The organism is Weissella oryzae SG25 (assembly GCF_000691805.2).
GTDB classification, from domain to species: domain Bacteria; phylum Bacillota; class Bacilli; order Lactobacillales; family Lactobacillaceae; genus Weissella; species Weissella oryzae.
In genome coordinates this window covers 46,987-72,132 of record NZ_DF820491.1, presented here as the reverse complement: position 1 = coordinate 72,132, position 25,146 = coordinate 46,987, and the positions used below count along the sequence as shown (strand labels likewise).

The window sequence follows — 25,146 nt, the reverse complement described above, 5'->3', positions numbered from 1 at the left end:
AAGTTAGGGGGCTTTGGCAATGTTGACTAAAAGACAGGGGTGCATAATGAAAAAATTCTTAGTATTGATTGACTTTCAGAATGACTTTATTGATGGTAGTTTGGGAAATAAAGAAGCAGTGGCAATTATGCCTGATGTTTTGACAAAGTTAAAAGAATATCAGCCCGAAGAGCGCCTTGCAACAATGGATACCCATTTTGAGGATTATATGCAAACACAAGAAGGACATAATTTACCAATTGTCCATGCCCAAAAGGGGAGCTTTGGTTGGCAATTACCAGTCGATGCACAGATTGGCTTTAAAAAGATTTTTGAAAAAAGCACTTTTGGTTCAATTGAACTGGCGGAATATATTCGAGATGAAGCACCAGATCAGGTCGAACTAATCGGTCTTGATACTGATATTTGTGTCATTTCAAATGTTGTCTTGATAAAGAACTTTGCACCGGAAGTTCGTGTGATTGTCGATGCTAAGGCAACTGCTGGCGTTAGTCCAAGCAAGTATCGAGCAGCACTCGAAACCATGCGCTCATTACAAGTTGAGATTTTAAATGCAAATGAGCAATAACGCAAAGAAGTTTACTAACAATACAGCTAAGCAAATTAGTGATGGAGCGAAAATAAATGGCAGGTTTTGGTGAGTTAGAGGCGGGAATTCAATATGCGTTGTTTAATAGCGCAAGTGATAATAGTCATTTGAGTCCACAATTAATTACCAATAGCGCTAGCGATAATGTCTTGGAGCATTTACTAGAGGAGTTGGATCAGGCAGAAAGCTTTATCTTTGTCGTGGCCTTCATTACGGAGAGTGGGCTAGTTAGTCTTAAAAGCAAATTTGCTGATTTAGCTCGGCGTGGGATTAAAGGTCGCCTTATTACAGCTAATTATCTTAATTTTAATCAGCCTAAAGTTTTTTGGGAATTATTAAAAATTAAAAATTTAAGTGTCAAAATTAGTTCAGTGACAGCTTTACACACTAAAGCCTACATTTTTACTAAGGGAGATTATCATTCGATTATTGTTGGCTCAGCTAATTTAACCCAAAATGCTTTAAAACGGAATGGTGAGTGGAATTTAAAAATAATATCTAAGGCGACCGGACAATTAGGTCAAGACGTTTTGCAAGAAGCTGAGACCCTTTGGGCTGATGCAACTCCCTTGAGTGCTGAATGGATTAATGATTACCAAGCTTTTTGGCAGGCACAGCAACAAGTACAGCAACCTAGTCAAGCGACTTCACCGACTTATACCGCCCAAATTAAGCCCAACCAAATGCAGGCACGGGCACTACTAGCGCTTGAAAATACACGCTTACAGGGGGCACAACGCGGGTTAGTGGTATCGGCAACTGGGACGGGTAAAACCTATTTGGCAGCTTTTGAGGTTCAGCAGGCTAAGGTACAACATCTTCTATTTATTGTGCATCGTGAGCAGATTTTAATGAGTGCCTTAGCAAGCTTTCGGCGGATTTTAGGTGGACCTGCCAGTGACTACGGAATTTTATCAGGTAATCAGCACGATATGCAGGCTCGGTATACCTTTGCTACTGTTAATATGATGGCTAGTCCGTCAATTTTAGCTGCCTTCTCAGCCGATTATTTTGATTATATTATTATTGATGAAGCGCATCGTGTTACCCTAAGCAAGCAGGCCGGGCAAACCACAATGTATGAACGGATTTTAGCACATTTTACACCTAAATTTATGTTAGGAATGACGGCAACGCCAGAGCGGACGGATGGTATAAATGTTTATGAATATTTTGATAATAATATTGTCTATGAAGTATCCTTACTTGATGCATTAGCTGCGAACTTATTGACCCCCTTTCACTATATTGGAGTGAGTGATTTTGAACTAAATGGGCAAATCATCGATGATCAGACGCAATTAAAATATTTGGTTGCGCCAGAACGGGTTGATTACCTCTTAGCTAAGACAGCATACTACGGTTATAGTGGCGAGCAACTTCACGGTCTAATCTTTGTAAGTCGAATTACCGAAGGCGAGGCTTTGGCCGTTGAATTGACACAGCGGGGTGTTGCAAGTCAATTTGTTAGTGGTCAGCAGCCGTTAGCCGAGCGTTTAGATGCTGTTCAAGCTTTACGAGCAGGTAAGCTTAAATACTTAATTACCGTTGACATTTTTAATGAAGGTATTGATATTGTTGAGATTAATCAAATTGTGATGATGCGACCAACAACATCTAAGATTATTTTCCTGCAACAATTAGGCCGGGGCTTACGTAAAAACATTGGTAAGGACTATGTAACTGTAATTGATTTTATTGGTAATTACCAAAATAATTATCTGATTCCACTGGCTTTGGGACAACAACTGCATACAGATAAAGAACAACTAATTAACACTGTTTTAGCGCCGACAATTTCGGGTGTTTCAACAATTAATTTCGAAGAATTGGCGCAAACGCGCCTATTAAATGGTATTCGGGCAACTGATTTAAAGGCTAGTCAACGCTTCAAAACGGCTTTCAGTACAGTAGCCGACAAGAGTGGGAAAGCATTACCAATGCTAACTGACTTTCTGCGTTTTGCGAGCGTAACGCTTGATGATATTGTTGAAAAGTATACAACCGTACAAAATATGCAGGCAAAGTTTGCTAAAGGAGTGGCTGTGCCCACCTTTACACCTGCACAGAGTGCGTGGTTGATTTTTTTCAGCAAAGAAATTGCTAATTCAAAGCGGATTAACGAAGTAGCGGTTTTACGTTTGCTAGTGAAAAAGCGGGTTATTACTGACGCAGAAATTATTGAATCTTTTGAAAAGCATCAATTTTTCTATGATTCAGAAACATTAGACAGTGTAGAACGGGTACTAAACTATACTTACTTCTTAACAGTTACCGCAAAGAAATTTGGAGCACAGGCACCAGTTGAGCGACAAGCTGGACGGTGGCAGTTTACAAGTGATTTTGCTCAAAATTTGGCAGAAAATATGGATTTTGCGGCGTATATTAACGATACAATTGAGGCGGCCTGGCAGCAGTTACTTGAATTTACAGATAATCAAGTGCGTTTTGAAATTGGTAATCGTTATTATCGACGTGATATTATTAAAGGCTTTGCTTGGGAAAAAGAACAAACCGGGCTAGTAGTTAGTGGCTATATTAAGCGAACTGATGCCCGCTTTTTACCAATCTTTATCACCATTAATCGCGATAGAGCGATAAATTCAGTTGATTATACAAATGAATTTTTAGCTGAAAACCGATTAACTTTTTATTCTAAAAGTCAGCGGACGCTACATAGTCCAATCGAACAACAATTAGCGGCACAGGAAAATTATGGTGTCTTACAAGTTTTCATGCGCTGGTCGGATGAAACAGTTAAAGATACCAAGAGTTTCTACTACTTAGGTAGTGCTAAAGTCCTTAGTGCCAAAGAAATTAGCATGCAGGATAATGCAGGGCAAGCTACTGCACTGATAAAGTTTGTGCTGCAACTGGCACAACCGGTTCAACATGCCTTGTATAAACGCTTATTAAGCTAAAAGCGGTTTTAGTAGAATCCACCTGTTTTGTCTGTATAATATATAGTAAATGCCTGGATTTACCAGGCTGAATAGCAGAATATAGGGTGGGGAAAATATGCAAAAGCGACATAAGGATATTCAATTAATTGAATATTATCAAAGTCAAAATTTAATTAATAAAAACCTAAGTAGCTATAATGTAAAGCAATCAAAATTAGCTGGCCACTCAAAATCATTTTTGGGGTTGGCGCTATTAATAATTTTGCTAGGCTTAGGATTGATTAAACAATTGGTTTTCTAACGACCTAATTAGAAATTTTGAAAATTGTTCAACTCCTTATTTTATTATGTAACGATGCAAATTTACGTTTATAAATAAACAGAAAATTCGAGACTTTACTGCCAAGCTAAGAGCCAAGCAGTTTAGTGACTATAAACCAAAAATATGAGTGAGACAGAACCTTTTCGTTTTTAAAGACTTAAGAGTTAGCCATTTGCGCATCAGGCTAAGTTTACAAAATGATTACGATTTGGTTCATTGAGTTTCATTTCGGAGATTGTTACATAAGTAGTGCATTGTCTAAGTGTTTTGCTAAATTAGGATTGTCGAATCCCGTAACTTTAGTCATGGGAACGTTCAAATATGTATAATTATTGTTTAATTAAGTTGGTTGAGCGATAATATTCTTAGGTACAAAAGTACCGTTTTGGTTGAAAGTGGGGACAGATTTAACTATCGATTATGGTTGGCGATGGTAACCCACTTAAAGTTAGATAGGGGGATTGATGATGGATAAGAATTTAAGTGAGCAAGAGTTACGGGCAAAGTTGACGGCTGAGCAGTATGCTGTTACGCAAGAAAATGCAACTGAACCCGCCTTCAATAATGAGTATGACGCTAACTTTGATGAAGGCATCTATGTTGACGTAGTCAGTGGTCAACCCTTGTTTAGTTCACGAGATAAGTATGATGCGGGCTGTGGTTGGCCATCATTTACAAAGCCAATTGATACAGATAGTACGGCAACAAAGCTTGATTTTACCGCGGGGATGGTTCGCGATGAAGTTCGCTCTAGCCAAGCAAATTCTCATTTAGGTCATGTTTTTAATGACGGGCCAATGGCAGCCGGTGGGTTGCGGTATTGCATTAATTCAGCAGCGCTGAAGTTCATTCCTAAAGCTGATTTAGATGCAGCAGGTTATGGTCAGTATAAAGCTTTGTTTGAAAATTAAAGTTAATCTAATATTAATCGTGGTGGGTTTAGACCTATCACGGTTTTTTATTTGTATGTTTATGAAAGAAAGATTAGAAAATGATGACAATCGTTTGTTTTTGTGCTAAATTAATGGAAGTCTTTTTATTTAAAGTATTTTGTTGTAATTAATCGTGTATCGACTCCAAGCAGGGTTACAGAGCAAATACTAAGTGAGCGATCGAAAATAAAAAGAACAAATTTAAAGGTGGTATTACCTGTGGAAGAAAGAAAAGATGAGTTAAAGCCTGCGCTACAAACTCGCCATGTCGTTATGCTCTCACTTGGGGGAGCAATTGGTTCAGGATTATTTTTGGGATCGGGTTCAGTGATTGCAACTGCCGGACCAGCAGCAATTCTTGCCTACGTTTTGGCTGGTTTTTCATTATATATTGTAATGAATGGTGTGGCTAAGATGATTTTACACAATAAGCGATCATCAGATGTTGGAATGTCAGCAATTATTAAACCTTATATTGGGCCGCATATGGCTCATTTTACCGACTGGGTTTATTGGGCAACTTGGATGGCAGTCTTGATTGCTGAAGAGGCCGGAGTAGCAACTTTTTTGAGTATGCTGATTCCGGGCGTGCCCCTTTGGGTCTTTGCTTTGGTTGTTGCGGTGTTAGGCACTGGGATTAATTTATATTCAGTGCGTGCGTTTGCGGAAACTGAATATTGGCTAGCTTTTGTTAAAATTGCTGTAATTATTATTTTAATTGCTGTTGGCTTCTATCTATTATTCATTAATAATATTCATTTAGGTTTCAAGCAAACCGCTGCACAACTAGCTGCTAACCAGAGTACGGCTCCAAGTTTTGCACCAGGTGGCCTAAAAGGAGTGATGAATTCACTATTGGTCGTTATATTTTCCTTTGGTGGTTCTGAATTGGCGGCTGTCACAGTTGCTGAGACTAAGGATGCTAAACTTGCAATTCCGAAAGCCATTCGAAGTGTGCTTTTCCGGATTATTGCGTTTTATGTAATTCCAATTTATCTATTTCTACAGCTATTACCTTGGAAGCAAGTAGCTAATCCAAACGCGGAAAGTCCGTTTGCAACAATTTTTAGGCGTGTTGGGATTCCACACGCTGATAAGTTGATTTTGATTGTTATTGTTATTGCCATTTTTTCAGCGGTTAATTCAGCAATCTATGCCACTTCACGATCATTATATTCGCGAGTACAAGGTTCAAAAACTGGCTTAGGTAAAAGCTTGAGTAAATTAAATAAAAATCAAGTACCAACACGAGCAATTGCTGTAAGTTCAGCTGTTTTGTTCTTAGGTGTGATTTTATCAGCAATCTTTGGAAATGGTTTTTGGCAGTTTGTTGCTGGTTCAATTTCTTATACCATTTCAATCGTATGGATGGTTTTGCTGGTTTCAGCTTTGATTTTGTACTTTAAGGTTAGTGGCGTTGCTAATTGGTTCTTGAAGATAATTACCGTGATTGTGTTGCTATTTTTGATTTTTGTAGTTTATTCACAAGTAACCACTAATCCATGGTATCTTTCAATTTTTGCGCTGGTCATTTGCTTGCTCGCTTTCTTTAGTTATCGGAAGGCAGATTAAAAGTAATTATTCTAATTAATTTAAGAAAGTCAGTTGTTTTGCTTTGCGAAACGACTGACTTTTATTTTTGTTAAAAAAGCTGGTCATAACTTGGTATTAAACAATTCATAAGCCCTTAGCAAAGTCCTCATAAAAAAAATGCACCTGTATGGGATAATCAAGCGTAAGAAGAGGATAGCAGCATTAGTTGATTGGTGAAACCTAACTACGGTAATAGCTTCGGTATCATTGCTTTGTTTAAAATGGGTGATTTAATAAACTGTTAAATTTTTAGATGGGACTAGAAAGATGGGGGAGTATCATGAAAAAAGCAATCTTAGTCGGCGGCTTAAGCTTAGCGACGTTGATATTAATGCAACCAGCAGTTAGTGCCGATGTAAACTATACGTCAAATGCGTCAATTAATTTCATTACAAATACTGATCCAACTGCACCAGTCGATCCGACTAATCCAAACAATCCATTTACGCCAGATAATCCGGCACAGGCTGGGACAAGTGGACCTTTATCAATTGATTTCGCTTCATCACTAGACTTTGGTAGCCAGAAGATTACTTCGATAAATCAGACTTATTATGCAGCTTTAACCAAGGGTAAAGATAGCACTGGAACTGAGAAAAGTGTACCAAATTATGTCCAGGTAACAGATAATACTGGTACCTCGCAAGGATGGTCCTTGAAAGTCACACAAGTTGATGACTTTAAAAATGGCACAAAGTCACTCACAGGAGCTAGTTTAACCTTCGGTAGTGGAAATGTTTTAACTGCTACAGGTTCAGATGCCGGTAGGCCAACGACAACTGCAAACTATACTTTAGTTAAAGGAGTTGAACAGAGCGTAACAACCGCAGCACAGGCTGCTGGGCAGGGAACCTGGGTGACTCGGTATGGTAATGATAGTACTGATGGTGCCAGAACAGTTTCCCTATATGTTCCAGGTGCATCAATGAAACAAACCGGTGCATATACAACTACATTGCGCTGGACTTTGGCACAAACACCTGTTAGCAATTAAACGATAAAAGGATGGTTTTTGGTTTACCATCCTTTTTTTGCGCTATATTAGGTAGTAGGTAGTTTTAATACTTTAATTGTCTGCTATTGAATTTGACAAGGCGTTTATAATTAAAATTATTAATTTAGTGGTTAAAACGGCCTAGTAGCTGTTAAACTTACTAGCGGGGCTTATTCGTAAATGATTAAGTAATAAATAAAAGTTAAAATAATGTTAGGGTAAAAAGTTTGAATTGTTATATTTGGGTGGTTACCAGGAAGAGGAAACGAGTGCATGGAGAAGAAAAGGCTTCAAAGTTCTAGGTATATTACAGGGTTTGATGGATTACGTACACTAGCAGTAGTAGGAGTGATAGTTTATCATCTGCTTCCTAACTTTTTACCAGGTGGTTTTTTAGGGGTTATAATATTTTTTTCATTAACAGGGTATTTGATTACTGATTTACTTAGGCAAGAAAGAATTCAAAACGGTAAAATTGCCGTTAAACAATTTTATCAACGACGGATTAGACGACTTTTCCCTTTGTTATTTTTTGTAGTTTCGACAAGCACAATTTATATTGCAATTTTTCAAAGAAATTTATTAGTCCATTTAAGAGGGGCTGTCTTGTCGAGCCTTTTATATGTGAATAACTTTTGGCAAATTTTGCAAGGCACAAGTTACTTCGATCGTTTTGGCAATGAATCACCTTTTAAGCATATCTGGGCGCTATCAATTGAAGGTCAATTTTATTTACTGTGGCCCATTGTTTTTATCGTGCTCAGCTATTTTTTCAAGGGGAGTAAAGGCAATAAAACTATATTTAATATTTTGTTTGCCTTAAGTATTATTAGTGCCGTTGTAATGGCTTTTTTATTTCACCCTGGGACTGATCCAAGTCGAGTTTACTATGGTAGCGATACACGTGCTTTTGCATTTCTACTGGGTGGTGCCTTAGCTTTTGTTTGGCCTAGTAGTGGCTTGAGCAAAAAAATACCTAGCGAAAATCGCAATGTGCTAGATTTATTGGGACTTGGAAGCCTTATTTTGATGGTTGTTTTCTATTTATTTGTCAGCGACGCTTCAGCTTTTGTCTACCAGGGGGGGATGTACTTATTTAGTATATTTACTGTCCTACTAATACTTGTGGTTGCTCACCCAGCAACGATAACTGGTCGCTTACTGACAACACCTTTCTTTAAATATATTGGTAGTCGAAGCTATGGGATTTATCTGTGGCAATTTCCAATTATGGTCTTTTTTGAAGCAAAGGTTGATGTCGGTAGACAACCTATTTTGTATACTTTAATTGAGATTGGGTTAATTTTATTGGCAAGTGAACTATCATATCGCTATATTGAGCAACCTTTGAAAAATCGCACCGTTAAAGATTGGTGGTTAGCTAGTAAGGTAGCCATACTAGAACCAGGATTACAAAAGGCAAGATTACGACAGTATACATTATTTGTTTTATTTACAGCCATGTTCGTGATAATTGCTTTACCAGCAGCTGGTGACCGATCAAGTAAACCTAGCGCGTTACAAAATAAGATTAAGGAAAATAGTGATTTACTAAAAAAGAAAGCTGCTGATCAGGCAAATAGTATGTCAGCTAGTAGCCAAGCAGATGGTGACGCAACCGATTTAACCAAACGTTTTGGTCTTTCCCAAAGTCAAGTTCAAGCGGCTGCAAATTTACCAGTTACTGCAATTGGGGATTCAGTTGTTTTAGCATCAGCCCCACAATTACAAAGTGTTTTTCCAAAAATGCAGATTGATGCACAAGTTGGTCGACAACTTTATGAGAGCTATTCAGTTTTAGATGATTTAAAACATTCAAATCAATTGGCGGACACGGTTTTGGTATCATTGGGAACCAATGGTACTTGGACTGATAGCCAGTTCAATGATTTTATGAATTCAATTGGTTCAAATAGGCAGGTGTATTGGGTTGATATTCATGCACCTGCGCAGCGTTGGCAGAATCAAGTGAACACGCAACTTGCAGCAGCAAGCAAGCAGTATAAAAATTTGCATATTATTTCATGGAATGAAGCTAGTAGCAATCATCCGGATTGGTTTTATGATGATCAAGTTCATCCAAATTCCGATGGTGAGTTATACTATACACAAATTGTAGCAAAAGCTTTGCTTGATAAAGTTAGTCACTAATAAAAGCCGTAAAACTTTCAAATTGAGAGTTTTACGGCTTTTATTGATTTAAATAGTTATATACGGACTTTTCAAGGTGTTTATCAGGTAAATACCTGGTGTTTAATATATAATTAAGTAAAGATTGTTTGCTTTTATTAAGTAGATGTGGGGAATAGACGGCTTGGATAGATGGAGGGGAATATGTTACAGAAAATTTTAAAGTCCGTGATTTTTATTAGTTGCATAACCATTGTGACTGCTTTTAGTTTCATAATTGGTTCAGCTAATGAGCTAAGTTTTTCAGTTGAGCCAACCTTGCCAAATAATCAAATTAACACAAAGGATGGATTTTTTAATCTCCTCCTAAAACCTGGTCAAGAAGAAGAATTACATTTAAAATATTCAAATAATACTGACAAACCGATTACAGTTACTACTAAAGTCGCAAGCGCAAGTACCAATGCAAATGGGGCGGTTGATTATGGTGATTTAACAGCTAAAGCAGATAAAAGTTTGAAATATGCTTTACCAGATTTAGTTACAATTCCAACAGATGTTAAATTAAAGGCGCACGAAAGTAAAGATGTCATATTTAAAGTAAAGATGCCGGACGAAAAATTTGACGGTATTATAGCTGGTGGTCTGACCTTTAATGATCAAGCAGCGGATAATGCCACTCAAGAGGGAACTAGTAAGACAGCGATAAAAAATATTTATGGGTTCCAATTGGCCCTATTGATGCGGCAAAACGAAGATTTAAGTAATTCATTCCCAGTGGCTAAAGTAGCCAAGGATGGATTAAAATTAAAGTCTGTTAAAGCCAGTCAGGTGAACTATCGTAATGTAATTGATGCTAATTTACAAAATCCACTGCCAGTATATATTAATCAATTTGGTGTGATTGCTAAGGTTTATTCGGCAGATGGTAAAAAACTTCTATATCAAAGTAAGCGGTCAACTATGCAAATGGCACCGAATACTAATTTTAATTATTCAATTAATTTGGATAGTGGTGAACGTTTAAAGCCAGGAAAGTATCTCCTGAAGTTGACGGCTTTTGCTGAGAAAAACGGCCAAGCAAATTATGAAACAAGGGCTTTTGATGATAAAAAGGCCGAAAAATATCAATATCGCTGGCAATTTGAGCGAGAATTTACAATTAAAGGCTCAGTTGCTGAAAGTTTAAACCGCAAGGACGTGACAATAAAATCAACAGACTGGACTAGCATTTTAGTGGGGGTAGTTTGCTTGCTTGCACTAATCTTTGGAGTTGGCTGGTTCTTAATAAAGAAGCGGCAAAAGTAAAAAAACTGACAGACTCGGTAAACACTGGTCTGTCAGTTTTTTTAGCTTTCGCTAATATGATCTAAACTATTTTCAAGAATTGTTAGGACATGTTGGTCAGTTAATTGATAATGAATATGTTGTCCAAAGCGTTGGCTAATGACAAGGTGGTTATCACGTAAAATGCGTAGCTGGTGAGAAACGCTTGATTGACTCATGTTAATAATAGTTGAAATTTCATTTACACTTAGCGAGGTTGTACCAATTGCCAAAATAATTCTAAGGCGAGTTGGATCGCTAAGTGTTTTAAAAAAATTAGCGAGTGGGCTGGCAATTTGGTCAGCGGTTTCGTGGTTTTTTAGTGTAATGCTTTTCTTTGGATAATTTTCAATTGCCACAATAAAGCTCCTTACCTAAAGTAATAATATTATTAATCATACAGTAAAACTTACTTTGATAAAAGACGTTACCTTGAAAAAGCGTTTTTAAGCTGTTATTATAAACATAAGGATATATGAACGAGTGTTCATATTATCATAAAACTAAAAAGAATTGGAGGTAAACCATGAAAAAGCAATTAAGCTTATATTTTGCAGGATTAGGTCTATTTTTTGCAGGGCTGGCTGGTGAATTCTTGGGTTTGCCAAAAAGTATCATTGTTATTTGTTTGTTATTAGCCAGTATTTTGGCAGGTTACCATATCGTATTTGAGGGCTTTAGCCAAACTTGGCAGAGTACACGTGAAAAGCGTCGTTTTACGCCCAATATTCATTTACTAATGTCAATTGGTGCCTTTGGGGCAATTTTAATTGGTGATTTTTTTGAAGCCGCCTTATTAATTTTAATTTTCGCCGGGGCCCATTTCTTGGAAGATTATTCAGAGGGCAAGAGTCGACGTGAGATAAGTAATTTATTGGCTTTGACACCAGTAAAGGCACGCCAAATTCAAGCAGATGGTCAAATTAACACCGTCGATGTTACTCAATTACAGGTTAATGATCAGGTTCAGGTACCTAAAGGGGGACAGATTCCGATTGACGGTAGATTACTGACAAATCAAGCAGTTATTGATGAAGCCACAATTAATGGGGAAAGTATGCCCCGTGAAAAACAAAGTGGGGACGAAGTCTTTGCAGGAACCATTAATCTTGGCGAAGGAATCACTTTGACTGTGACCCGATTGAGCAAGGATACTGTTTTTGCCAAGATTCTCCAATTAGTTGAGCAATCTCAAACAGACCTTAGTCGGATTGCCTCAAAGATTCAACGCTTTGAGCCAATTTATGTAACCGTCATTCTGGGCTTCTTCCCGCTAGTGATATTAATGGGCGTATACCTGTTTGGTTGGACTTGGTCGGAAACATTATATCGTAGCATCATTTTCTTGATTTCAGCTTCGCCTTGTGCGTTGGCAGTTAGTGCCATTCCGGCAACTTTAGCTGGTCTTTCTAATGCAGCAAAGCAAAATATCTTGTTTAAGGGTGGTAGTTTTTTGGCTGGTTTGAGTGAATTAAAAGTACTAGCCTTTGACAAAACTGGAACTTTAACAAATGGGCAACCTGAAGTAACTGATTTTCATTTAGACGCTCAGGTTGAAGAAAATTTGCTTAAGAATGTAATTTTTTCAATGGAAAGTCAGGCTAATCATCCTTTAGCGGCAGCAATTGTCCGCTATTTGTCTGATGCTAAGCCATTAGATTTAACAATTCAGACAACTCTTGGCGAAGGGCTAACTGCCGATTATGCCAATGTAGCCTATCAAATTGGTAAACCAGCACTTTTCACGAAGGTACCGGAAGCGATTGAAACGGCTAAAAATAAACTAGCAATGGCGGGTAAAACAGTTATTTATATTGCTGCAAATCACCAAGTAGTTGGTTATTTCGGTATTATGGATGAGCCAAATCAAGCAGCAAATGCGGTGATTAAATATTTAGGTAATGAAAATGTGCATACCGTGATGTTAACGGGTGATGCAGAATTGACAGCAAGTGCAATTGCTAAACGTGTTGGGATTGACGAAGTCATCGCAAATGTTTTACCAGCTGAAAAATTGAACGTGATTAAACAATTGCAGGCGCAATATGGTGCAGTTGGGATGGTTGGTGATGGCGTTAATGATGCGCCGGCCTTGGTTGGGGCCGATATCGGGATTGCGATGGGAAATGGAACTGATGTGGCAGTGGACGTAGCTGATATGGTCTTGATGAAAAATGACTTAGTAAAGCTGCGGTATGCTTACCGGTTATCAAAGCGCTTGAAGACTATCGTTTGGGAAAATATTATTTTTGCCCTGTTAATTGTGGTAGCCCTGGTTATTTTAAACTTCTTGGGTTTGAGTAATATTACCTTTGGTGTTTTTGCGCACGAAGGTAGCACAATTCTAGTAATCTTAAATGGGTTGCGCATGTTATTTCCTTTAAAAAAATAAGCTGAAAGGCAAAGCTGAATTTTAGCTTTTGCAGTTTATCCTTAGTAAATGTTATAGTTAATGTATAACGATTGGAGGGGTATTTATGTTTTCAGATTCATTTTTCAAGCATATTCGTAATGGAATTGGTTTTGATGGGTTACTATCAGTAATTTTTGGGGCTTTGATTTTGTTCTGGCCAGGTCGCACAGCGGCTGTCGCTGCAATCTTAATTGGCCTGGCTTTTATTTTAATCGGTCTAGGCTATGTCTTCACAGTTTTCCGCTTAGATAATGAAAGTGGTTGGGGCCGCTTGGGACATTTATTGTTGGGAGCTTTGTACTTAATTGCTGGAATATTTACATTTGTAGATTTAGCAGCAGCAACAACCTACTATTTTGCGCTAATTGGGATTTTTGTTGGAATAACATGGTTGGTTGAAAGCTTTGTTGGCTTTAGTATGGCTCGGTCATCAGCATCACCAGCTTGGATGATTTTCTCAGCAATTCTTAGTTTGTTGGCCGGAATCATCCTATTGTTCAGCCCATTTTGGGGAGCATTATTGCTCTGGACTTTGCTAGGAAGCATCCTATTGGTTTTGGGAATCTTCAAGTTGGTCCGTTACTTTACCTGGAAGTAATAAGAAACATGGGGAGTATTTATGAGGTATTTGATTCCCCTAAGTCTAAAAATTAAGATAATACTTTAAGAGCAAGTTCATTTCGAGCTTGCTCTTTTTTCTTTGGTATTACTGACTATAGGTATGTTTAAACTTATAAAAACATAAATCAGTTTAATGATATACTGGTGAAGGAAGATAGGTATTAATACTTATTTTAGAGGGGGAATCCACATTATTTCGCTGATTGACGAAGAATGTGGATTTTTAATTTTTAACGATGATATTAGATACTATCTTAAAAAATCTTTCAGTTAGATTTCTTTAATAAATTTTAGAATACTAATCTTAAATAATTGAAGCACTGTTAAGTTGAAAATAAATAAGCCTTACTTGCAGTTTAATTACTAGTTAGTAAGGCTTATTTTCATTTGGGATTTGGTAATTGGATTTTTTATTGCTTAATTATGATGTTGCTATTAATTCTTAAATAATGTTAAAATAATCACAATATATAAAGTATTAAATAAGAATTTATTTGATTTGAAATTGTATGTTTAAAAAATAAAATGGCTGGTTTTGATTATTCCAGTTGGGTTAATTTTATTCTTGATTCTAGGAAAGCTTTGATTAGACTACAAGAAAAATTATGACTGGCAACAAGAAAAGGCTAGACAAATTTCCGTAGCAAAATTTACTAAAAGTAAAGTTAAAGGTATTACTGAAATTTTTTTTAAGGTAAAGGTGAGTATGCATCAGATACATTTAATTACGTAATTACTGTTGAACAAAATGGATCAAATGTTGTTGTAATAGGCATAATTGTAAATCTAAATGGAGAAATTTGGGATGGGTACTCATCATTGGCGTTAAACGGACATATCGAAAAAGCCATCTCTGTTTTTTTAAGTAACAGAGAGAGAATTACAGAATAATGGTGATGATATTGAACAGACGTGGTTTAAACGAAAAAGTATATAGCGATTTAAAGCTAAATTCTAATAAAGTTAGAGGCATTAAAAAAATAACTCAGTTATTTCGATTTATGATATTGAATAATTATTTTGGTGAAATATATGATTAAAAGGCGTAAATGGCTACCATGGGTGGTAGTTATAGGGGTAGTTATATTATTGGTTGGGGGAAAATTTGGCATGGATTACAAGAAAGACTACGATTGGCAACAAGAAAAGACTAGACAAATTTCTGTAGCAAGGGAAATTAAAAATAATTATGCAAATTTATTGAGTATAAAATTTAAAAATCAAGGCGTTAAAATGGGAAGTGGAGCAATTTCATATGATGTAGAATTGAATGATTCACACTTTGAACTTAACGGGGTGTCGTATTTTGGCGAGGATAATATTAATTCTGGTGGTTCATACGACCCTCAAAAAGGTAAACTCGTTTATGGAAAGACAGTACAAAAAATTAATGTAAGTCTAAGTGATGGAGAGGTAGTGAAGGAATAATGGTTTATAAAATTTCAAATACTCAATATCAAAATGATGAATTTTTAAGTGATAAGTCTTACAATACTTCTTTTTTTTAAAAGGGAACAAGTCATATATCTATAGGGCAAAGATTAAGCAATCCTTCTACGAAGCAAGATTATATTGTTATAGGAGTTGCAAATAATGATATAGTAAATGGTCAAAAAGAAACTGCATTCTCAAATAACGGCTTTCAAGGTTTAGCAGTTGCACCAATTGTAAATGGGCAACCTGATTACTCCCATATAACAATTGCTTTTGCCGGCACTGATTTTGACAATGAGACCATAGCAGACGGTATGGTTGCAGATGGTGGGAATGTTGTTGGTGGTTTGCAATCAAAAAGTAGTCAATTTAGTTCAGCTGAAGAATTTTATAGTGAAGTTGCAAAAAAAGGTAAAGTAACCCAGATTACTGGTCATTCATTGGGTGGTGCGTTGGCTCAAAAAGTTGCGGCAACACATCATGTTTCAGCAATGACTTTTTCTAGTGCCGATGTATCAAAACAACTAACGACTAAAGAAAAGCAGTGGTTGTTGATTGGCGGCAAGCAAAAGGTCATAAATATTGTCCACTATAACGATGTAATTGCACAATGGACAGCAATGCAGGCATATGGAACAACGGTATTTGCGAAGTCAAATTCAAGAACCCCCATTTTGGATTTACTTTCAACGCATCTGTTAGGTTCTTACACAGAAAATTTTAAAGCAGATAATGCAGGTGTTTCAGATATCTTACTTTATGCTTGGACGAATAATATCGTCAAACAAATCACTAACCGCTTAGGAATCTCGATTGTAATTTTTGGACTTGAAGCTGATATTATGGCGAAAGGTACTAGTTGGTACAAAAAGGGGGCTAAACTCTTTGAAAAGACCGGCAAGTTGCTTTTATCGGGGCTATTCGGTGTTACAGCAAGTGCTGCTACAGGTGGCAAAGTTGCAGCTGATAAGGCTCAATTAGATATGGTAGCGAATGTGTTATTAAGCTTGAATGAACATTTAGATAACATTGATCGGGTTAATCAAAGTATTATGACTGATATGGATAAGATTTTTAAAGAGGTTAAATCCACTCTCTTTCATACTTTTGATGGCATGGGGGTTACTATGGCAGACCTCAATCAGATTGTTTACGAAACGAATAGCACTGTTGAAAAGCATGTAGATCAAAATGCGATTATCCAGACTCATAAAGCTATTCAAACCCAAAAAGCACATTTAAAAGTGGTTGCGCAAGGATTAAAAAATACTGGTAATAACGCAGTCATGAACGACAAAAAATGGGCGGTTGCTTTTGGAAAGGGCTATGGTTTTTAAAGATGTTTGAAAAAGAGCTACAGGATATGGGAAAGCGCCTGGCTAGAGTGATGTTGCCAAGTGCATTAAGAGTGGGCTACGTTGGTTTGAAGGCAATCAATGAAGCCAAGGTTATGTTTGATGAACAAGCATTTTTGAGCAAGCTCGCAAATAAAGAACACTTAATCGAAGAAAATCTTAAAGGTAAGGCTGGCGATAAAGCAACAGAGGCAATTGGGAAGATTCATGCTGAGTCAAAATTTAAAGCTGGGGTAAATTCAATCAAATGAAAGATTTAGAAGCTGAGCAACGATTAGCCCGTGATAAAGCCAGGCGAGAAATTGAAAAATTTACTGATGAGTTTGTAGATTACAAAAAGAAATTTGAAGCTCAATTTAATCAAATCCAGGCAACCATTCAGAAACTTGGCATTGCTGATGATGAAATGGTTTGTCGAGAGTCCAGGCAACAATTAGAATGGCATAATGAGCGGGTGAAAGCAGCTAAAAAAGAACTTGCTAAGCTGAGGAACGATTACGAAGTATTGTTAAAAAATCAAGATGCAGATTTGAAAAAGCAGGATAATTGAAAAGTGTCGTTCTAAGTAGTTAATTACTATATTAGAGCGGCACTTTTTTTGAAATTGAACTTTGTAGAATTATTGAAGCAAACATTTTAGGTTCTACATTATTTGCTTCTTTAAATTGTAATGATTTTTATAGCATGGACTAGCATGCTTAGTTGACTGATATTCGTTTGAATAAAAGGCTTGCTTATTATTACAAAAGTGTAAGGCTAAACTTTAAAAATTAAATTATCATTTAAATATAAGGATAGGTCCTAATTAAACACGGCTTATAGGGGGTAATTTCAATGAAATCATTTATAACTTTATTACTGGTGATTCTGCTTGGCTTTGCTGGCTTTATGGGATATGAATATTATCAAAGTGTGTATGCTAGCCAAACTGTTTATGCTAAAGCACCTTCGAATATTCCAGAAGCAAACGATGTGCTTGACGATTCGGGTAAAAAGATTGTAGGGCTTAAAGGGTACAGCTACATATTAAAATTTGTTACAAAAGAAGGCAAAATTGAAAACCGGCACGTACTCATTAGTGGTGAAGCTGATGAAGTAAAACCATTGGTACCAAACTCATATGTAGAGGCTAAAATAAGTCAAAAGCGTGTTACAGAGGGTCCAAATGGTGTTAAAGAATCTGAAATTCCAGCTAATGTCTTGGCCAAGTTAAAATAGACCAAATAGTCTCAGTGGGTAAATGTTGCTACCTGCTGGGATTTTTAATTGAATTTAAATAGTGATGACAACCAACTGAACAAATATTGACACTATAAAGCTCGGAGGGCTATAATTTTTCAGTTAGTGACATAGAATTTTGAGGGGCGGAAAGCAACATGCAAGTTAGCAAAGAGGAACTAAGCTGGGGTCAAGATAAGGCTAAGCGACTTCGACAAAACATTGTTTTAGCAGTATCAACTATATTTTTGGGATTAATAGTCGGCCTATCATCTTTGTTATTGAGTCTTTTTTTGGAAGCGGTCGAGCACCTTTTCCTGGGCTTTGAAGAAAGTTCGTTGATACCGGTTGCCTCAAAAGTATTGCCAGAACGGCGGTTATTTTCTTTGCTTTTGGGAGGAATAATTGCTGCTTTAATTTGGTATTTACTTCAAAAAAAATTTAAAAGAAATGTAAGTATTAATAAAGCGCTAGCTGGAGAGCGGATGCCAGTTTTTACTACGGTCATTCACGTTATGACACAGATTTTTTATGTTGGTGTGGGCGGATCAATTGGTCGCGAATTGGCTCCGCGTGAGGCGGGATCAATGTTAGCTCAGCAATGGGTGACTTTGCTTGATCGTTTGGGCTTACGTGATTTAGAAGCAGCTGATCGTAAGCTTTTGATTGCGGCTGCAGCTGGAGCTGGTTTTGCTGGTGTTTACATTGCACCAATTACGGGATTGATGTTCTCAACAGAAATTCTACTAAAAAAACTTTCAGCACGCACAGTTAGTGTTAGTTTGGTAATGTCCATAATTGCGACTCTTGTGGGGGCAACGATCAAAGGCTTTCATCCATACTATCTTCTAGCTGACACCAAATTCTCGCTAGCTTTACTACCATTCATTCTGCTGGTAGGCCCTTTAGGCGGTATGATTGGCGCTTACTTAAGGCGCGGCTTTACTTGGGCTGACCAACATAAAGCTAAATATGAACAAATTTTATGGCAGTTACCATTAGCAGCTTTGTTGACTGGGATAATCGCTATGTTTTATCCAGAAATAATGGGGAATGGCCGTGGGACGGCTGAGTTAGCGATTACGGCAAATAGTCATACTTTAGTTTATGTACTGGCTTTTGGTATGGTCGCTAAGGCCTTAGTGACGACCCTGACAATTAAAGGTGGTGCTTGGGGTGGAACACTAACACCTTCAATCGCTGTTGGTGCAGCTTTTGGCGCAATTAGCGCTACAGCCTATGTACTACTCGTTCCTAGTGCTACGCTTGGCCAAGGCGCTTTACTTGGGGCTTGTGCTGTTTTGGCGGCTTCCCAAAAAGCTCCACTAATGGCGCTATTCATGTTGTTTGAAGTTTGCCATTTAGATTATTCAGCGCTTTTACCATTAGGGCTAAGTGTCGCTTTAGCAATGACCTTTGCCAAAATAGTGGATCGAAATTTGTAGACTTTGTTAAAAATTAATTGAATTAAAATAATAAAGCCGAAAGTCGGATGACTTTCGGTTTTTTTGTTGATAATGCTAATTTAAAAATAAATACAGGATACTCAAGAAAAGGGCAAAGTTCATTCATTAAAAGACGAATTTGTTTTGTTAGGCTTAAAGCAATAGGCTCAGTTGAAATGATTGGTGAAAAGCACGCTTTATCGAAAGTTGAGGTAAAAATGATGACTTTACACGAAGCAAGTCAAAAGTATGAAGATGCTCTATTAAAGGATCTGGCAGAAATCATGCGCATCCCATCAGTTTTAGATGAAAAAACGCAAACACCGCAAACGCCTTTTGGCATTGAAACGGTCCGTGCTTTAAGCAAGATGGAAGAGTTTGCACGGCGCGATGGTTTTTTATTTGGTCGTTTTGAAAATCGGGTTACTTGGATTGAATATGGGCCAACCGATGCTGAAGAAACTGTTGGAATATTGGTTCATATTGATGTTGTCCCAGCTGGAAAAGGGTGGGACACACCCCCATTTCAGGCAACTATTGTAGCTGGTAAGCTATACGGACGTGGTGCGGCAGATATGAAATCGGATGTAATGACAGCTTATTATGCCCTTAAGTATTTAAAGGACCAAAAGACACTTTTAAAACGCAAAGTTCGGTTAATTATCGGTACAGATGAAGAAAATAGTTGGCGGGATTTACCCAGATATTTTGCACAATTTGGTGAGCCAACCATGGGATTTTCACCCGATGGTGCCTTCCCAGTAATCAATGGCGAAAAAGCTTTTCAAACAATCCAATTACGCTTTCCAAGTGAATCAAGCGGTCCGTTTATTTTGTTGCGATTTATTGCCGGCGAACGGAGTAACGTTGTGCCAGGAGAGGCACGGGCACGGATTAGAGTTAGTGATAACGAACAAATTATTACCGATTTTAATAATTTTTTGACACAATATCCTTTTTTACGCGGAAAAAGTCAACTTGAAAAAGGTGATTTGCGTTTAATTTTATATGGACGTCAGGCACATGGGGCATATCCTCAAGATGGAGAGAATGCCGGTACGTATTTGGCCCACTTTTTAAATCAATATGCATTTGAAGATGACGCCAAAGCTTTTTTAACCTACCTAGATCAATTACATCTAGATATTTTAGCCAAGTCACTGGATTTAAACTTTAATGATAGTGAAATGGGTGCATTAACGGTAAATGTTGCAATCATGCGATTTAATCATAATGGACAAGGACAGATATTCTTAGGCTTCCGCTATCCACAAGGAGTGAATCTAACTCAAGTAAAAAAACAAGTCCAAAGTCATTTGGGAGAGCTACATGCTGTAATTTCGGTTAAGTCTGGAGGCATGGAACCACACTTGGTACCATTAGCAGACCCATTAGTTCATGTACTATCTTTGGCTTATGCCAGTGAAGTTGGGATGTATGCGCCACCTAAAACATCAAACGGCGCATCTTATGCTCACTTATTAAAACGAGGTGTTGCATTTGGGGGCCAGTTTCCAGATTTACCAGTTACTAGCCATCAAGCTAATGAGTATGTACCAGTTGCAAATTTAACTAGGACGATGGCTATTTTTATTCGGGCCTTATTAAGCTTAGATCAAATTTAGTATTGGGTAGCAAGGGGGGCGTTATGGCAAAACTAATTGAAAAGTCAAAAAGCTATTTGCAAGTCTTTACTGAGCATCGAAATTGGCGGAAATTTTTATTAAATGGTAGTTATGGATTAGAAATGGAAGTTAATCGGATCTTATATGATGGTCAGCTAAGTGATCATCCTTATCCAGCAGCGTTTGGGGATCGTAGAACACACCCGTTTTTGCAAAGTGATTATACAGAAGGAATGATGGAACTAGTAACCCCAGTTAGACATTCATTGGCAGCAGCCCATCAAGAATTACGCATTTTAACATATTTACTACAAAGCCATCTATCGGAAAAAGAAGCTCTATGGCCGTTGAGTTTACCACCAGTTATTGAACCAGAAAAGGTTGTTTGGCTCGATAATTTTTTTGAAAAGCATTGGGAAGCGGATTACCATAAATATTTGCTAGCTCGATATGGTTCAGTTCATGGCATTATTAGTGGACCGCATATTAATATTGGTATTAATGAAGCATTATTATCAAATTTATTTAAGCTAAGAGGTGCTGAGGACTGGATAAGTTTTAAAAATAAGTTTTATTTTAAATTAGCGCAGGGTCTTGAAGCTAATCGGGGGTTATTGATTTATCTTTTTGGGGCCAGCCCCTTAGCCATAGCAAAAACAGATTACCAAATTCCCGCTGACTTACCTTGTGCACGATCCATTCGCAATAGTGTATATGGGTATGTTAATTCTCCGGATTTAGATGTAAATTACCATGATAGCTTTGAGCAACATGTTAATCAACTTGAAAATGCAGTACAAAGTGGCATGCTATATGCAAGTAGTGAGTTTTACGGTACGGTCAGGTTCAAGGGCCATGGTAATTATCAAGCTTTACTCCAATCGGGTATCGAGTATTTAGAGCTTCGAGTAATTGATACTAATCCGTTTAGTAGTTATGGATTGAGTTTGGCTGATTTGGAAGTAATTAACTTAATTATTTTGTGGATAATAATTTTTGAGAAAGAATATTCGACGGATGAATTAATCCATTTACGGCAAAAGGCTGATCAGTTAGCATTAAGTACACCAGAAAATCCGTTTAAGTATGATAAGACAATATTGCATGAATTGTCAGTAATTAACAATTTATTTGACGGTTATTTTAATCAACCATTATCACGGATTACTAGAATGCTTAATCAAGTTGATCAAACACCAGCGAATCAATTATTAAAAGTTGGGCCAAATCCCATCGCATTACAAAATTGGGCTCGAAAAACAGCTAAAAAAAGGCAAACTGATTTTTTACAGTATCAGTTTCAAGGGAGCGAATATGATTTGATGGCTCGTCGTTTAGCGGGACTTGATTAAATTTAAATTGCATAAAAGTTATGTTGGTTAAGTTTAAATTGAAAAAAAGTTCGAAATGAGTTATCCTAAACCTAATAAGTTTGAATAGAGGTTAGGATAAAATGGACCAATGGTATTCAGTTAGTTATTTTGATAGTGTTTTCGATCATGCTAGTAGTCATGAATATCGGACAGAGTATTTCGCCGAAGCTGTTCGATATGCTCAGAAATTAACTGCTAAAACAATTACTTTAAGAATTCACATGGTGGATGCAGAACAGCTATACACGAGTAGTATCCTTGAAATTTGGCATGATGGTGATAACCATTTGGCAACAGTTGAGAACACACCAAGTCAAGAATTAAAGACTTTCAAAAGCCACATACGTGACTATTTATTAAACTGAGCCTATCTTGATTGATATATGATTCATGGGCTAGTCATACATTATTACCGAAATTGTTGATTAATGTTCGCCAACTTATAACTTTAGCGTGTTATAATATAGTTGTGGTTAAATCAAATGAAATAAATTTGCTAGTTCATAGTATTTAATAACTAAGAATATCTATAGTAAATACTGAGAATTTAGTTTGATTAATAACAAGTATAACAATTTAATTGGAGGGAAATAATTTATGGCAAGCTACAATGATTTTAATAATATGGATGATATTTTTAATCAGATGATGGGTCGGATGAACGGTCTGAATTCAGAAGGTTCTCGTTATTTAATTAATGGCCGTGAAGTGACTCCTGAACAATTTGCCGAATATCGGCAGACCGGTCGTTTGCCAGGTGGCGAAGCTCCAGCAGCGGCAGAAATTGAGCAAAATGCACAAGGTCCACAAAAAGATAGTATGTTAGCAAAGTTGGGACGTAATCTAACTGAAGAAGCGCGTAATGAGCTACTTGATCCGGTGATTGGTCGTAACAAAGAAATTCAAGAGACAGCAGAAATTTTAAGCCGGCGAACTAAGAACAATCCGGTTTTGGTTGGGGATGCCGGAGTTGGTAAGACTGCGGTTGTTGAAGGCCTAGCTCAAGCAATTGTTGCTGGTGATGTGCCCGCTTCAATTCGCGATAAAGAGATTATATCAATTGACTTATCAAGTATTGAAGCTGGTACGCAATACCGTGGTAGTTTTGAGGAGAATGTCCAAAAGTTGATTAAGGAAGTTAAAGATGCTGGTAATATTATTATCTTCTTTGACGAGATTCATCAAATTTTGGGCACAGGTTCTATGGGTGGCGACAGTGGTTCAAAGGGCTTGGCGGATATTTTAAAGCCGGCTTTGAGTCGTGGCGAATTTACCGTAATTGGTGCGACAACGCAGGATGAATATCGTAATACGATTTTGAAGAATGCCGCATTAGCACGACGTTTCAACGAAGTTACTGTTAATGCACCAAATGCCGAAGATTCATTCAACATTCTCTTAGGTATCCGTGATTTGTATGCGCAACATCATAATGTAGAATTGCCAGATAAGGTCTTGAAGGCAGCGGTTGATTATTCTATTCAATATATTCCACAACGTTCATTGCCTGATAAAGCAATTGACTTATTGGATATGACAGCTGCACATATTGCAGCCAATCACCCAGTTACTGATGTTGTTAGTCTTGAAAACGAGATCAAGCAAGAACGTGAATTGCAAAGTGCCGCAGTTGAAAAAGAAGCCTTTGAAGATGCGTTAAAGCATAAGAGCAAGATTGACGAGTTGCAAAAGCAAATTGATGAAGCCGGTGAAGCTAAAAAGGTTACCGCAACCGTTAATGATATTGCGCAGAGTGTTGAGCGTTTGACCGGGGTACCAGTGGCACAAATGGGTGCTTCAGATATCGAACGACTTAAGGGAATTAATGAACGTTTGCGTGGTAAGGTGATTGGCCAAGATGAAGCGGTTGAAGCTGTATCACGGGCAATTCGTCGTAATCGAGCTGGCTTTGATGAGGGTAATCGACCAATTGGTAGCTTCTTGTTTGTCGGGCCAACTGGTACTGGTAAGACTGAGCTAGCCAAGCAATTAGCCTTGGACATGTTTGGTTCAAAAGAGCATGTTATTCGTTTAGATATGTCAGAGTATGCAGATTTAACTGCGGTTTCTAAGTTGATTGGAGCGACAGCGGGTTATGTCGGTTATGAAGATAATAGCAATACCTTAACAGAAAAGGTTCGTCGTCAGCCATATTCAATCGTCCTATTAGACGAAATTGAAAAGGCTAACCCACAAGTTTTGACCTTACTTTTGCAAGTTATGGATGATGGACGTTTGACAGATGGGCAAGGTAATACAGTCAACTTTAAGAATACAGTTGTAATTGCAACTTCAAATGCCGGCTTTGGTAATGAGAGTCTAAGTGAAGATTCAGCAGAATCAAAGAGTGTCATGGAAAAGTTAGCTCCATACTTCCGGCCAGAATTCTTGAACCGGTTTAATGCCATTGTTGAGTTCTCGCATTTGACTAAGACTGACTTACAAGAAATTGTTAATTTGATGTTGGATGATGTGAACAAGACCTTAGCAAAGAAGCAGATTACTTTGACGGTTACGCAAGCAGCCAAGGATTGGTTGATTGAGGAAGGCTATGATGAGGCAATGGGTGCTCGTCCACTACGTCGTGTAATTGAACAACAAATTCGGGACAAGGTGACTGATTTCTATCTAGAAAATATGGATGCTAAGAACTTAAAGGCCGACTTGCAGGACAATACAATTGTAATTACGGCGGACGAAGCCTAATTTAGCGGGTAAGTCGAGGTCACTTAACATTTAAATTAGAAAATTATAATAAAACACTTTATAAATTATCATTTCAGTCTTAATATAAAGCTATTGAAAATGCTTTGAAGAGATGAAGTACTTATGGTATCTCGCCCAGAGAGCTGATGGTTGGTGTAAATCAGTGG

At 37.5% G+C, this 25,146-nt stretch carries 21 protein-coding genes and 1 other annotated feature (1 of these 22 only partly in view); of the genes, 20 read left to right on the top strand and 1 reads right to left on the bottom strand.

Annotated features, from left to right (window positions below; genetic code table 11):
• The first annotated feature begins 46 nt into the window (after positions 1-46).
• The 8 genes from TT13_RS06535 (at position 47) to TT13_RS06500 (ending at position 10,771) form a co-directional block, all read left to right on the top strand.
• Entirely contained in the window at positions 47-568 is a 522-nt protein-coding gene (locus tag TT13_RS06535; protein WP_027699239.1) for a cysteine hydrolase family protein, read from the top strand.
• A 56-nt stretch (positions 569-624) separates the two neighbouring features.
• Complete coding sequence (locus TT13_RS06530; protein ID WP_052348573.1) at positions 625-3,510, top strand: DEAD/DEAH box helicase; 2,886 nt, start codon at positions 625-627, stop codon at positions 3,508-3,510.
• A 97-nt stretch (positions 3,511-3,607) separates the two neighbouring features.
• Positions 3,608-3,793 (top strand): hypothetical protein, encoded by a 186-nt coding sequence (locus tag TT13_RS06525; RefSeq protein ID WP_027699238.1) that lies wholly within the window; start codon positions 3,608-3,610, stop codon positions 3,791-3,793.
• Positions 3,794-4,281: 488 nt separating this feature from the next.
• On the top strand, positions 4,282-4,725 hold the full coding sequence (msrB, locus tag TT13_RS06520) for a peptide-methionine (R)-S-oxide reductase MsrB (protein WP_027699237.1): 444 nt from the start codon (positions 4,282-4,284) through the stop codon (positions 4,723-4,725).
• 240 nt (positions 4,726-4,965) lie between these two features.
• The gene (locus TT13_RS06515) at positions 4,966-6,318 is read left to right on the top strand and encodes an amino acid permease (RefSeq protein WP_278279340.1); all 1,353 of its coding nucleotides are present in this window, start codon (positions 4,966-4,968) and stop codon (positions 6,316-6,318) included.
• A 301-nt stretch (positions 6,319-6,619) separates the two neighbouring features.
• Entirely contained in the window at positions 6,620-7,333 is a 714-nt protein-coding gene (locus TT13_RS06510; protein ID WP_027699235.1) for a WxL domain-containing protein, read from the top strand.
• 273 nt (positions 7,334-7,606) lie between these two features.
• Positions 7,607-9,484 (top strand): acyltransferase family protein, encoded by a 1,878-nt coding sequence (locus TT13_RS06505; protein ID WP_027699234.1) that lies wholly within the window; start codon positions 7,607-7,609, stop codon positions 9,482-9,484.
• Between the two features lie 183 nt (positions 9,485-9,667).
• The gene (locus TT13_RS06500) at positions 9,668-10,771 is read left to right on the top strand and encodes a WxLIP family cell surface protein (RefSeq protein WP_045476849.1); all 1,104 of its coding nucleotides are present in this window, start codon (positions 9,668-9,670) and stop codon (positions 10,769-10,771) included.
• A 41-nt stretch (positions 10,772-10,812) separates the two neighbouring features.
• On the opposite strand, the gene TT13_RS06495 is transcribed toward TT13_RS06500, so the two are convergent.
• Positions 10,813-11,148, bottom strand: coding sequence for an ArsR/SmtB family transcription factor (locus TT13_RS06495; RefSeq protein WP_052348572.1), 336 nt, complete (start codon positions 11,146-11,148; stop codon positions 10,813-10,815).
• A gap of 167 nt (positions 11,149-11,315) precedes the next feature.
• Here TT13_RS06495 and TT13_RS06490 point away from each other — a divergent pair, with 167 nt between their 5' ends.
• From TT13_RS06490 to TT13_RS06435, 12 genes are all read left to right on the top strand, one after another.
• A complete protein-coding gene (locus TT13_RS06490) occupies positions 11,316-13,181 on the top strand; it encodes a heavy metal translocating P-type ATPase (RefSeq protein WP_045476846.1) in 1,866 nt (621 codons plus the stop codon).
• Positions 13,182-13,266: 85 nt separating this feature from the next.
• The gene (locus TT13_RS06485; RefSeq protein ID WP_027699231.1) at positions 13,267-13,800 is read left to right on the top strand and encodes an HdeD family acid-resistance protein; all 534 of its coding nucleotides are present in this window, start codon (positions 13,267-13,269) and stop codon (positions 13,798-13,800) included.
• A gap of 1,133 nt (positions 13,801-14,933) precedes the next feature.
• The gene (locus TT13_RS06480) at positions 14,934-15,251 is read left to right on the top strand and encodes a hypothetical protein (RefSeq protein ID WP_145912361.1); all 318 of its coding nucleotides are present in this window, start codon (positions 14,934-14,936) and stop codon (positions 15,249-15,251) included.
• A gap of 95 nt (positions 15,252-15,346) precedes the next feature.
• A complete protein-coding gene (locus tag TT13_RS06475; protein WP_479714997.1) occupies positions 15,347-16,594 on the top strand; it encodes a Tle-like phospholipase domain-containing protein in 1,248 nt (415 codons plus the stop codon).
• A 2-nt stretch (positions 16,595-16,596) separates the two neighbouring features.
• Complete coding sequence (locus TT13_RS06470; protein WP_045476840.1) at positions 16,597-16,863, top strand: hypothetical protein; 267 nt, start codon at positions 16,597-16,599, stop codon at positions 16,861-16,863.
• On the top strand, positions 16,860-17,162 hold the full coding sequence (locus tag TT13_RS06465; protein ID WP_027699227.1) for a hypothetical protein: 303 nt from the start codon (positions 16,860-16,862) through the stop codon (positions 17,160-17,162). The genes TT13_RS06470 and TT13_RS06465 overlap by 4 nt, the downstream gene beginning before the upstream one ends.
• 284 nt (positions 17,163-17,446) lie before the next feature.
• A complete protein-coding gene (locus TT13_RS06460; RefSeq protein ID WP_027699226.1) occupies positions 17,447-17,830 on the top strand; it encodes a DUF1093 domain-containing protein in 384 nt (127 codons plus the stop codon).
• Between the two features lie 158 nt (positions 17,831-17,988).
• The gene (locus TT13_RS06455) at positions 17,989-19,275 is read left to right on the top strand and encodes a chloride channel protein (protein ID WP_045476838.1); all 1,287 of its coding nucleotides are present in this window, start codon (positions 17,989-17,991) and stop codon (positions 19,273-19,275) included.
• Positions 19,276-19,322: 47 nt separating this feature from the next.
• Complete coding sequence (gene pepV, locus TT13_RS06450; protein WP_242868526.1) at positions 19,323-20,900, top strand: dipeptidase PepV; 1,578 nt, start codon at positions 19,323-19,325, stop codon at positions 20,898-20,900.
• Positions 20,901-20,923: 23 nt separating this feature from the next.
• The gene (locus TT13_RS06445; protein WP_027699223.1) at positions 20,924-22,252 is read left to right on the top strand and encodes a hypothetical protein; all 1,329 of its coding nucleotides are present in this window, start codon (positions 20,924-20,926) and stop codon (positions 22,250-22,252) included.
• A gap of 101 nt (positions 22,253-22,353) precedes the next feature.
• The gene (locus tag TT13_RS06440) at positions 22,354-22,638 is read left to right on the top strand and encodes a hypothetical protein (protein WP_027699222.1); all 285 of its coding nucleotides are present in this window, start codon (positions 22,354-22,356) and stop codon (positions 22,636-22,638) included.
• 232 nt (positions 22,639-22,870) lie between these two features.
• On the top strand, positions 22,871-24,979 hold the full coding sequence (locus tag TT13_RS06435; protein WP_027699221.1) for an AAA family ATPase: 2,109 nt from the start codon (positions 22,871-22,873) through the stop codon (positions 24,977-24,979).
• Between the two features lie 95 nt (positions 24,980-25,074).
• Positions 25,075-25,146 (top strand) — a binding site (T-box leader); it runs 175 nt beyond the window's last position.